The organism is Pseudomonas sp. UBA6323, from assembly GCF_002439135.1.
GTDB lineage: Bacteria > Pseudomonadota > Gammaproteobacteria > Pseudomonadales > Pseudomonadaceae > Aquipseudomonas.
The window spans coordinates 101,794-111,039 of the sequence record NZ_DJSX01000050.1; the positions used below are offsets into that span (position 1 = coordinate 101,794).

Here is a 9,246-nt window from a genome sequence, read left to right on the forward strand (position 1 = left end):
AATGTCGTATTCGCAAGATTCGCGGACAAGTCCGCTCCCAAAATTCGGCCTGTGCTGCCGCGAAGAGTGTCAGGGCATGCCACTGACCGCTCAGGCCCAACAGGCTCTCGAGGCCTTCGCTTCCTGCCCCAGCTGGGAGCAGCGCGCGCGCCTGCTGATGCAATGGGGCGAGCGCCTTGAACCACTCAGCGATGAAGAGCGCCAGGAACACAATCGGGTGCATGGCTGCGAAAGCCTGGTCTGGCTCGTCGCCGAGCGCCGCGACGGGCGGCTGCACTTTCGTGCCAGCAGCGATGCCCGCCTGCTGCGTGGTTTGCTCGCGGTGCTGCTGGTACGCGTCGAAGGCTTGAGCGATACCGAGTTGGCAACGCTCGATCCAGCCGACTGGTTCAACCAGTTGGGCCTGCAGCGCCAGCTATCGCCCTCGCGCAGCAATGGCCTCAATGCCGTACTGCAACGTATACGCGAGCTTGCGGGTCGATCAGCCTAAAACCCATTCGTCGCGAGGCGCGACTGCTAAAGGAAAACTGCCGACACGCCATCGCGTAGGAGCACCGCCGCGGGCGAAGCTCTTACGATCAGGTGAGCGAGTCGCCGTTGCCCCGCTCTCGCAACGTCAAGCCGCGCAGAAAATTGCGCAGAATCTGGTCACCACACTCGCGGTAGTGCTTGTGGCCCGGCGCGCGGAACAAGGCGCCCAATTCGGCCTTGGTCATCGGCAGATCGGCGGTTTGCAGAATCGCCTGAATATCATCGTCGCGCAGCTCGAAAGCCACACGCAGCTTCTTCAGGATCAGGTTGTTGCTCAGGCGTTTTTCCACCGGCAAGCGCGGCCGACTTTCATCCTTGCCACGCTTGTGGAACACCAAACCTTCGAGCACATGAGCCAGCAGCACATCGCTGCAGGAGCGGTAACCCGGCTCATCCTCACGCAGCAGGCAAGCCGGGATCAGCCCCGGCTCGACGGGATAGTCCGCCAACTGGCAGAACGCTTCCAGCGTGCCGTCGCTGACATCCAGCAGATAGCGCAGGCTGCGCAGCACATCGTTATTGAGCATGCAGAAAATTCTCGACGGAATAAGGTCGGCAGCTGCGGCTCAGTTCCGCAGCGCCTCGGCCGGGGCGCCCGGTTTCCAGTCATCGGCGTTACCGGAATTGAGCGCCTGCTGCAGACGCTGTAGATCGCCACGCTCGGCAATTGTACGCAACCCGGCATTGAACAGGCGCAGCAACCGGGCGCTCTCGGGATCGTCGTTGCGAAACAGCATGCGCAGTGGCTCGGTATTCAGCTGACGCGGATGATGAACGATGCTGCCGCGTTCCAGCGGAAACAGACGGCGCAGCATCGCATACCCCACCGCCCGGTCCTGCGGGTGCAAATCGATCCGGCCTAGTTGCAACAGCCGAAAGCCGATGTCGTCGTTGCGCGCCTGCTCCACCTGCAAGCGCCCCTGCTGCAGCGCCTCATCGAAAACCGGCCCGTAGGAGTAGCCGAGCGTGACGCCAAGACGGTAACGCCTCAGATCATCGATGCTCTGCCAGTCCATTGGATGATCGACGCGGTGAAACAGGACGATCTCGCCGCGCACCATCGGGTCGCTGCAAATGGCATAGCTGAGTCGGCCAGGGGTGCAACTGTAGGGCATGATCGCGTCCAGCTGACCTTGCTGCAGCATCAGCACGTTACGATCCCAGGGGTAATAGAGAAATTCGACGCGATAACCCGCCTCGTTGAAGATGGCGCTGATCAGGCGCCCCAAGGCCCCTCCGTCCAGGCGGGACCGGTCGACATAGGGCTGCCAATCGCTGGTGCCGATGCGCAGGGTCTTTGGCGCTTCATGTGCGGTGCCGGCGCTCACAGTCAGGCTCAACAACAGCGCAGCGAGCATCCTTGCCCACGCTGCACGCACGACCTGACGGCCAAACCAATCTGTCACAACTCACCTCATGCACATTGCTCGAAGCATCCGTGCTACACAAAGAACGGGCGCCATACGCCCGCAAAGATCACTGCTACTGACGCTCTGCCGGGCGACGCGCCCCGGCCACCAGTTTGTCCACCAGCCTGGCCGCCGCGGCCATGCCGAAGCTGGCGGTGACCATCATCACCGCGCCGAAGCCCCCGGCGCAGTCGAGTTTCACCCCTTCACCGACGAAGCCCTTGGCCTGGCACACCGTGCCATCGGGCTTGGGGTAGCGCAGTTGCTCGGTGGAGAACACGCAGGGCACGCTGTAAGTGCGGCCCGGCGTGCGGGAAAAGCCATAGTCACGGCGCAGCATCGAGCGCACCTTGGCCGCCAGCGGGTCGTTGAAGGTCTTGTTCAGGTCGGTGACCTGAATCTGCGTCGGGTCGACCTGCCCGCCCGCACCGCCGGTCGTGACGATCTGGATCTTGCGGCGCTTGCACCAGGCGATCAGCGCGGCCTTGGCCGGCACGCTGTCGATACAATCGATCACCCCGTCGAGCTGCTCGGTGATGTACTCGGCCATGGTCTCGCGGGTGACGAAATCGGCGACGGCGTGTACCACGCAAGCCGGGTTGATAGCGCGGATGCGCGCAGCCATCTCGTCGACCTTGGCCTTGCCCACGGCCCCTTCGACGGCATGCACCTGGCGATTGGTGTTGGTGATGCAGACATCGTCCAGGTCGAACAGGGAAATCTCGCCAACCCCCGAGCGCGCCAGGGCCTCGGCCGCCCACGAGCCCACGCCGCCAATGCCGACCACCGCCACGTGCGCCGCAGCCAGGCGCTGATAGCCCTCCTGGCCGTAAAGCCGGGCTATGCCGCCGAATCGCTGATCGTCTGTATTCATTTATCCCCCTGCTGGACGGCGCGCATTATAGAGATAGCACCCTGCCCACCCAAGCCTGTCATGCAGGTCAACCGTCGCCTGGCGAAACAGGCGGCATGACAGCCAATGCGCCACGCGGCGCGCCTGATGACCTGATCGGTAACGACTTTTGCTTTAAGATGGCCGACCTTCACGCCAGCCGCCGTACCGGAGCCGTAATGACCGCCACCCTCTCCCCGACCCTGGAACTCGCCTTCGACCTGATTCGTCGTCCATCCGTGACCCCGGTCGACGAAGGCTGCCAGGAACTGATGATGCGTCGCCTGGCTGCTTGCGGCTTCGAAGTCGAGCCCATGCGCATCGAAGAGGTGGAGAATTTCTGGGCCAGGCGCGGTGGTGACGGCCCGGTATTGTGCTTCGCCGGTCACACCGACGTAGTGCCCACCGGCCCACTGGACGCCTGGCAGTATCAGCCGTTCGACGTGCGCATCGATGACGACGGCATGCTCTGCGGCCGTGGCGCAGCGGATATGAAGGGCAGCCTGGCGAGCATGATCATCGCCGTGGAGCGCTTCGTCGCCGACTATCCGAACCACAAGGGCGCCATCACCTTCCTGATCACCAGCGACGAAGAAGGCCCGGCCCAGCACGGCACCAAGGCGGTGGTCGAGCGCCTGCGCGAACGGGGCGAGCGTCTGGACTGGTGCATCGTTGGCGAACCGTCGAGCACCACCCTGCTCGGTGACGTGGTGAAGAACGGCCGTCGCGGCTCGCTCGGCTGCACTCTCACCGTCTATGGCAAACAAGGTCACGTGGCCTACCCGCACCTGGCGAAGAACCCGATTCACCTGGCTGCCCTGGCACTGGCCGAACTGGCCGCCGAGCACTGGGATCATGGCAACGATTACTTCCCGCCGACCAGTTTTCAGGTCTCCAACCTCAATTCCGGCACAGGCGCTACCAACGTCATCCCCGGCGAACTGAAGGCGGTGTTCAACTTCCGCTTCTCTACCGAATCCACCGTCGAGGGCCTGCAGCAGCGCGTCACCGCCATCCTCGACAAGCACGGCCTGGATTACCACCTGGAGTGGGCGCTATCCGGCCTGCCCTTCCTCACCCAACCGGGCGAACTGCTCGATGCCGTGGCTGCCAGCATTAAAGGCGTCACCGGCCGCGAGACCACGCCGTCGACCAGCGGCGGCACCTCCGATGGGCGCTTTATCGCCACCCTGGGCACGCAGGTGGTCGAACTCGGCCCGGTCAACGCCACCATCCACCAGATCAACGAACGCGTGCTGGCCAGCGACCTCGACCTGCTGACCGAGGTCTACTACCAGACCCTGGTCAAGCTGCTCGCATGAAAATCCATGAATAAGCCTGCTGCGCACACCGATAGCTGCGTTGGGCGGTACTCGCTCCTCGCCTATCTATTCGATATGTCTCGTCGCTGCGTTCCGTCCGCCTTGCTCTCGGCGCGCTCGCGACGGCCTATTCACGGATTTTACGCATGCTGATCTGCCCCCTCTGCCAGACGCCGCTCGAGCACAGCGGCAACGGCCTGGCCTGCGAAAACCGCCACAGCTTCGACCGCGCGCGGCAGGGCTACTACAACCTGCTGCCGGTGCAGCACAAGAACAGCCGTGACCCCGGCGACAACGCCGCCATGGTCGAGGCGCGCCGACGTTTTCTCGACGGAGGCCACTACGCACCGCTGGCCGCGCGCCTGGCCGCACTGGCGGCCGAGTACAAACCGGCGCGCTGGCTGGATATCGGCTGCGGTGAGGGCTACTACACCGAGCAGATCGCCAGCGCCCTTCCCCACGCCGACGGTTATGCTCTGGACATTTCCCGCGAGGCGGTCAAACGCGCCTGCAAACGCGCGCCGCAACTGAGTTGGCTGGTGGCGAGCATGGCTCGCGTGCCATTGGCCGATGCCAGTTGCGAGCTGCTCGCCAGCGTGTTCAGCCCACTAGACTGGAGCGAGGCCAAACGCCTGCTCGCCCCTGGAGGAGGCCTGCTGCGCATGGGCCCGACCCGCGTGCACCTGATGGAGCTACGGCAGAAGCTGTATGACGAGGTGCGCGACTACGACGACGAGAAGCACCTGGCGCTGATTCCGCCCGGCATGCACCTGGCGCATAGCGAGACCCTGCAGTTTCCGCTGCACCTGACCCAGCCCGAAGCCCGCGCCGACCTGCTGGCCATGACGCCGCACGGCTGGCGCGCCAGTGCCGAACGCCGCGAAGCGGTGATCGCCGAACCCTTCGAAGTTACCGTCGCCATCCGCTACGATTGGATCGTCAAAACTCAGGAATGAACCCATGCGCCAACCGGATATCGAGATCTACCTCAAAGACGCCGAACGCGACGCCGTGGCGCAATGGCTGGGTGAAGCCCTCGGCCCGTGCAGCGACTGGCAGCAAAAGGGCCAGACCTTCAAGTGCAAGGCCGGCGACGTGCCGGTGACCTGGCTGCCAAAAGCTGTGGGCAAATGGCACAGCCTGTACCTGGAAAGCGACGCCACGCCCTGGGCCGACGACCTGGCCTGCGCCCGCGCCGCCCATGCCGCGCTTGGCGTACAGGTGCGCTGCGCCCCTGGCACCTGGGTGGAAGACGAGAGCGACGAAGAAGCCGACCGCTGGATCAAGGTCGATGCCGACGGCGAAAGCGAGATCATCTGGCGCACGGACTGAACGCAAGGCCACTCAGGGCAACCGTTTCAATTGCAACGCCAATTTCAACCCGACCGCCAGGCGTCTCGGGTTAGTCCGTATCTCCGCCGAGCAGGGCGGCCGCCCCCTAACCCGGCAGCTGCCACTTTCCCGACGTCAGCCGGTCGAAGCTGAAGCCTTGGCAAAAAACCTCGATCGGAGCGACGTCCATGAACGAAGCCCAGAAAGCCGCAGCCGGCCTGCTCTACGATGCCAATCACGACCCCGAACTGCTCGCACAGCGGCTGCGCGCCAAGACCAAGTTGTTCAAGCTGAACGCTACCTGCCCGAGCGAGGTGCACAGCCGCGAGACACAACTGCGGGCGATCATCGCCAGCATTGGCGAAGACTTCGTCATCGAAGGCCCCTTCCACTGCGACTATGGCCACAACATCCGCATCGGCAGGCACTTCTACGCCAACGTCAACCTGGTGATCCTCGATTGCGCCAGCGTGACCGTGGGCGACAACGTGTTCATCGCCCCCAACGTCGGCATCTACACCGCCGGGCACCCACTGGATGCCCAGCGGCGCAATGCCGGGCTGGAGTACGCGAAGCCGGTGGACATCGGCAATAACGTCTGGATAGGGGCTGACGTATCGATTCTGCCGGGCGTGACGATTGGTGACGACAGCGTGATCGGTGCCGGCAGCGTGGTGAATCGCTCGATTCCGCCGGGCGTTCTCGCCGCCGGAAATCCGTGCCGGGTGATCCGGCCGATAACCGATGCGCACGGACTGCTGCCGGGCTGAGTCCTCGCGCCGAAGGAAATGCTGATAGCGGGCTGAAAGCCAGCCCGCGGATGAAAGGCACAAACGAAGAGGCCCGTCATCGACGGGCCTCTCGTTGGAGTCTGGAGCTCAGAGCGCGGAGACGTCTTCCGCCTGCAGGCCTTTCTGGCCCTGGGTCACGCCGAACTCGACCTTCTGGCCCTCGACCAGAGTGCGGTGACCATCACCACGGATGGCGCGGTAGTGAACGAATACATCCGCGCCGCTTTCGCGTTGAATGAACCCGTAACCCTTGGAATCATTGAACCATTTGACGGTTCCGGTCTCACGATCTGCCATTACCAACTTCTCCAAACTCGCTATGTTTTTATTGTCCCCGAAGGCGCTTTGACGGCTCGGTAAAAACGTTCTCTCAGCGTTCGCCACTCCCGGCAATCGAGCATGGAGCAGGTCAAGCGATTCGCGTTCTTGCTTGAGCCGAAGGCCGAGTATAAAGCATGAATTGTGACTGAAAAGGACTTTTTAGAGCCCACTCTTTCGTAGCCAGATGCGCTGTTCAGAGCGTTTTTTGTCGGTTTTTAGCCTGTAGATCGCGTAACTTTCTTCGCCTGCCACTGAACATGCCGCTGCCTTTCGGCATTGCGAAAAACCGGACATTTCGGCAAACGCAATCGTTGTCCTATATGGCGCCGTTGCGGTAGGCACTGCAGCATGGTGAAGCGTTCCTTCTTCCCCTTGCCGTCACGAATAAGGAATTCGTGTTTGGAGAAAACCCCATTCTTGAGGCGACAGCGAGGTCTGCAGCACTGCGCCGAGTCGGCATGGACAGTGCCCTTGGAAATCGAATAGGTTCTACCGGCAACCTCGTTTTACGGTCGCCCCCCTTGCGACGGCCTGGTCGTTTGGCGATGCAAAAGGATGATGCATGCGTGCAATGCTATTGGTTCTGGTCTGCCTGCTGCCCCTTTGGGCCTCGGCCGAGGAGGCGCTGGGCAGGATGATCGAGCGCTACAACCAGGAAAGAACCGACGATTACCTGCACAAGCAATCGCTCGCCTTTCTAAGCCACGAGATCGGCATACGCCTGCTGGAAAATCAGGACTACTGGCATCGATTGCCTACTTCCAGACCGCACTGGATATCGACCAGAACCTCGATCCTGATGATCCCTACCTCGGCGGCCGCTGGACGTATCTCGGCCAGGCCTACATGTTCGACGGCCAGTTCCAGAAAGGGCTCGAATCACTTCGAACAGCGCTGGAGGTGGACGAGCTGCACTATTCGGCCGAACATCTCAATATCGGCATCGCCAATGGCAACATGGGTTGGGCGCTGATCCTGGCCAGACAGTACCGACAGGCCAACGACCATCTACAGATCGCCTGTGCCATCTTCACCAGACAGCTGGGGGAACAGGATACGCAAACACTGGATTGCCACAAGAAACTGGATGTGACGCGCAAATATCTATAGCGAACCGGCTCGGGAGGTCGTGCGCAGCTTCACTTCAAGGGTATGAGCGAACATCATGTGAATCGCCGTCTTTCTGTTGTTTTTACTAGCGGGAGCATCTTCCATGGAATCCACAGAACGCATCTGGTCAGTCGCCAAGGCAACGGTAGAAGGCAAACCGATCATCTATAAATTCGTCGCCGACGCTCCGCCTTTGGACATCCAGCAAAAGATGCCCTGGCTGACGGTCATTTCCTGGAAGTACGAGGCGTCGGAAAACAACGGTTTGCCGTCGGCGCAGATCAACAAGGAGATGATTCGGCTCGAAGACGGGCTGGAGACGATAGGCGGCAGTGGCACGCTCTATCTGGATGCCTACACGGCAACCGGCAACGGCCTGAAGGAGTTCGTCTATTACATCGCCGACCGCGAAGCGTTCATGGCCAACGTCAACGAGGCGCTGAGCGATCACCCGGTCTACCCCATCGAGATCAATTTCTACGAGGACCGCGACTGGAGCGACCTGGCCAAGCTTCATCAGAGCATGAGCACCGTGCACTGACCTGCTGAGCGCGCCCCGAAACATCCTCTATTTCGACTTCAGCGAAACATGAGCGGGCCTGCTGGTCAGGCCCCTGGAGCGACTGGCGTCGACGAGATATTCAAGCGTGATGGACGGGCCAGGTAACGGCTGAAATGCGATGTCGCGATGGGAACTTCATCTCAGGTGATGCCTTCGTTTCAGGGCTATGCTCCACTCGCTCATTCCCACAGGTCGGAACCGCTATGGGCTATATCGCACGTCACTTCAAATGGCTGATGTTGGTGTCCGGCGTTCTTACCGCCACCATGTTCTACGGTCTGTTTGCGCCACAAGAAGCGCTGCAATCGATGTTCGGCGTATCCTTCGACGGGCCATTGCAATCTCTGGTTATTCGCAGCTGGTCGGCACTGGTCGGGCTGATGGGCGTACTGTTGATCTATGGCGCATTGAACGCAGAACACCGGACGCTGTGCGCCGTGATTGCAGCGCTGAGCAAGGCCGTCTTTGTGTCGCTGCTGATCGTTCATGGCCAGGCATATTTGGCCAAGGCTGCTGCGGCGGTGGTTCTGGACGTGCTGGTTATCGTGTTCACCCTGCTCTATCTGCTGAGTATGCGGCGACAGGCTATCGCTTGATGCGCCGCGGTCAACGCACATTCGCTTGCCTCGACGCGGCCTGTAAAGACCAGTAGTCTTCTTGCTGTCACAGTCGTCAGCGATGCTGCTGCGTTTCGCCCAGCACCGCTAAATTTCTGCGCCAGAGGCCCTTCTTGGAAACCACGGTCTTTCTCGCCGTCATCGCCGCTGCCGCCCTGCATGCCGGTTGGAACGCGCTGCTGAAGATCGGCCTCGACCGCTTTCTCACCGCCACCCTGATCCAGATCGGCGCCGGTTTGGTGGCGCTGTGCGCGTTGCCCCTGGTAGCACTGCCGCAGGTATCGGCCTGGCCATGGATTGCGCTGTCGGCGCTGCTGCACATTGGCTACAACTTCTTCCTCGCTCGCGCCTACCAGTAT

Annotated in this window: 12 protein-coding genes and 1 pseudogene; 9 read left to right on the forward strand and 4 right to left on the reverse strand. The window is 61.8% G+C overall.

What is annotated here, in order from left to right; all coding sequences use genetic code 11:
- The first annotated feature begins 76 nt into the window (after nt 1-76).
- Nucleotides 77-490 carry a SufE family protein gene (locus B3P22_RS11925; RefSeq protein WP_296271096.1) on the forward strand — a complete coding sequence of 138 codons (414 nt, stop codon included), beginning with the start codon at nt 77-79 and terminating at the stop codon, nt 488-490.
- An 88-nt stretch (nt 491-578) separates the two neighbouring features.
- On the opposite strand, the gene B3P22_RS11930 is transcribed toward B3P22_RS11925, so the two are convergent.
- The 3 genes from B3P22_RS11930 to tcdA form a co-directional block, all read right to left on the reverse strand.
- Entirely contained in the window at nt 579-1,058 is a 480-nt protein-coding gene (locus tag B3P22_RS11930) for a DUF1456 family protein (RefSeq protein WP_296271097.1), read from the reverse strand.
- A 39-nt stretch (nt 1,059-1,097) separates the two neighbouring features.
- A complete protein-coding gene (locus tag B3P22_RS11935; protein WP_296271098.1) occupies nt 1,098-1,874 on the reverse strand; it encodes a substrate-binding periplasmic protein in 777 nt (258 codons plus the stop codon).
- 139 nt (nt 1,875-2,013) lie between these two features.
- The gene (gene tcdA, locus B3P22_RS11940) at nt 2,014-2,814 is read right to left on the reverse strand and encodes a tRNA cyclic N6-threonylcarbamoyladenosine(37) synthase TcdA (protein ID WP_275547350.1); all 801 of its coding nucleotides are present in this window, start codon (nt 2,812-2,814) and stop codon (nt 2,014-2,016) included.
- Nucleotides 2,815-3,011: 197 nt separating this feature from the next.
- On the opposite strand from tcdA, the gene dapE reads away from it, so the two are divergent.
- The 4 genes from dapE (at nt 3,012) to B3P22_RS11960 (ending at nt 6,256) form a co-directional block, all read left to right on the forward strand.
- Nucleotides 3,012-4,154 carry a succinyl-diaminopimelate desuccinylase gene (dapE, locus tag B3P22_RS11945; protein ID WP_296271099.1) on the forward strand — a complete coding sequence of 381 codons (1,143 nt, stop codon included), beginning with the start codon at nt 3,012-3,014 and terminating at the stop codon, nt 4,152-4,154.
- A gap of 146 nt (nt 4,155-4,300) precedes the next feature.
- Nucleotides 4,301-5,110: a putative RNA methyltransferase gene (locus B3P22_RS11950; RefSeq protein ID WP_296271100.1), complete on the forward strand. Its 810-nt coding sequence runs from the start codon at nt 4,301-4,303 to the stop codon at nt 5,108-5,110.
- A 4-nt stretch (nt 5,111-5,114) separates the two neighbouring features.
- A complete protein-coding gene (locus tag B3P22_RS11955) occupies nt 5,115-5,486 on the forward strand; it encodes a hypothetical protein (protein WP_296271101.1) in 372 nt (123 codons plus the stop codon).
- Between the two features lie 188 nt (nt 5,487-5,674).
- Entirely contained in the window at nt 5,675-6,256 is a 582-nt protein-coding gene (locus B3P22_RS11960) for a sugar O-acetyltransferase (protein ID WP_296271102.1), read from the forward strand.
- Nucleotides 6,257-6,364: 108 nt separating this feature from the next.
- On the opposite strand, the gene B3P22_RS11965 is transcribed toward B3P22_RS11960, so the two are convergent.
- Entirely contained in the window at nt 6,365-6,574 is a 210-nt protein-coding gene (locus B3P22_RS11965; RefSeq protein WP_197857822.1) for a cold-shock protein, read from the reverse strand.
- A 579-nt stretch (nt 6,575-7,153) separates the two neighbouring features.
- On the opposite strand from B3P22_RS11965, the gene B3P22_RS11970 reads away from it, so the two are divergent.
- The 4 genes and pseudogenes from B3P22_RS11970 to B3P22_RS11985 all read left to right on the forward strand — a co-directional run.
- Nucleotides 7,154-7,708 carry a tetratricopeptide repeat protein gene (locus B3P22_RS11970; protein WP_296271103.1) on the forward strand — a complete coding sequence of 185 codons (555 nt, stop codon included), beginning with the start codon at nt 7,154-7,156 and terminating at the stop codon, nt 7,706-7,708.
- 103 nt (nt 7,709-7,811) lie between these two features.
- Nucleotides 7,812-8,249 carry a DUF695 domain-containing protein gene (locus B3P22_RS11975; protein ID WP_197857821.1) on the forward strand — a complete coding sequence of 146 codons (438 nt, stop codon included), beginning with the start codon at nt 7,812-7,814 and terminating at the stop codon, nt 8,247-8,249.
- Nucleotides 8,250-8,473: 224 nt separating this feature from the next.
- A complete protein-coding gene (locus B3P22_RS11980) occupies nt 8,474-8,866 on the forward strand; it encodes a hypothetical protein (protein WP_296271104.1) in 393 nt (130 codons plus the stop codon).
- A 134-nt stretch (nt 8,867-9,000) separates the two neighbouring features.
- A pseudogene (locus B3P22_RS11985) lies at nt 9,001-9,246 on the forward strand (EamA family transporter); the annotation flags it as partial.